The 318-nt window shown below is 69.2% G+C and carries 1 protein-coding gene; it reads left to right on the top strand.

Annotated features, from left to right (window positions below; all coding sequences use genetic code 11):
* Positions 1-318: hypothetical protein (locus QQM72_RS40740; RefSeq protein WP_314225844.1), on the top strand; the 318-nt coding region annotated here is incomplete at both ends.

Genomic DNA, 318 nt, shown 5'->3' with positions numbered 1-318 from the left:
GAAGGCGGGCCTGGACTCGGCGATCGTGCACGCGTCGAAGATCCTGCCCATCGCCCGGTTCAGCGAGGAGGAGGTCACCACCGCCCTCGACCTGATCCACGACCGGCGTGCCGAGGGCTACGACCCGCTGCAGAAGCTGATGGCGCTGTTCGAGGGCGCCACCACCAAGTCCCTCAAGGCGGGCAAGGCGCAGGAGCTGGCGGCGCTGCCGCTGGACGAGCGTCTCAAGCGGCGGATCATCGACGGTGAGAAGAACGGCCTGGACGCCGACCTCGCCGAGGCCCTCGAGACCCGTCCCGCCCTGGACATCGTCAACGA

It is taken from the genome of Streptomyces zaehneri, from assembly GCF_032248645.1.
GTDB classification, from domain to species: domain Bacteria; phylum Actinomycetota; class Actinomycetes; order Streptomycetales; family Streptomycetaceae; genus Streptomyces; species Streptomyces coriariae.
The sequence above is the reverse complement of the archived record's forward strand: the minus strand, read 5'-3'. Positions and strand labels throughout refer to the sequence as shown.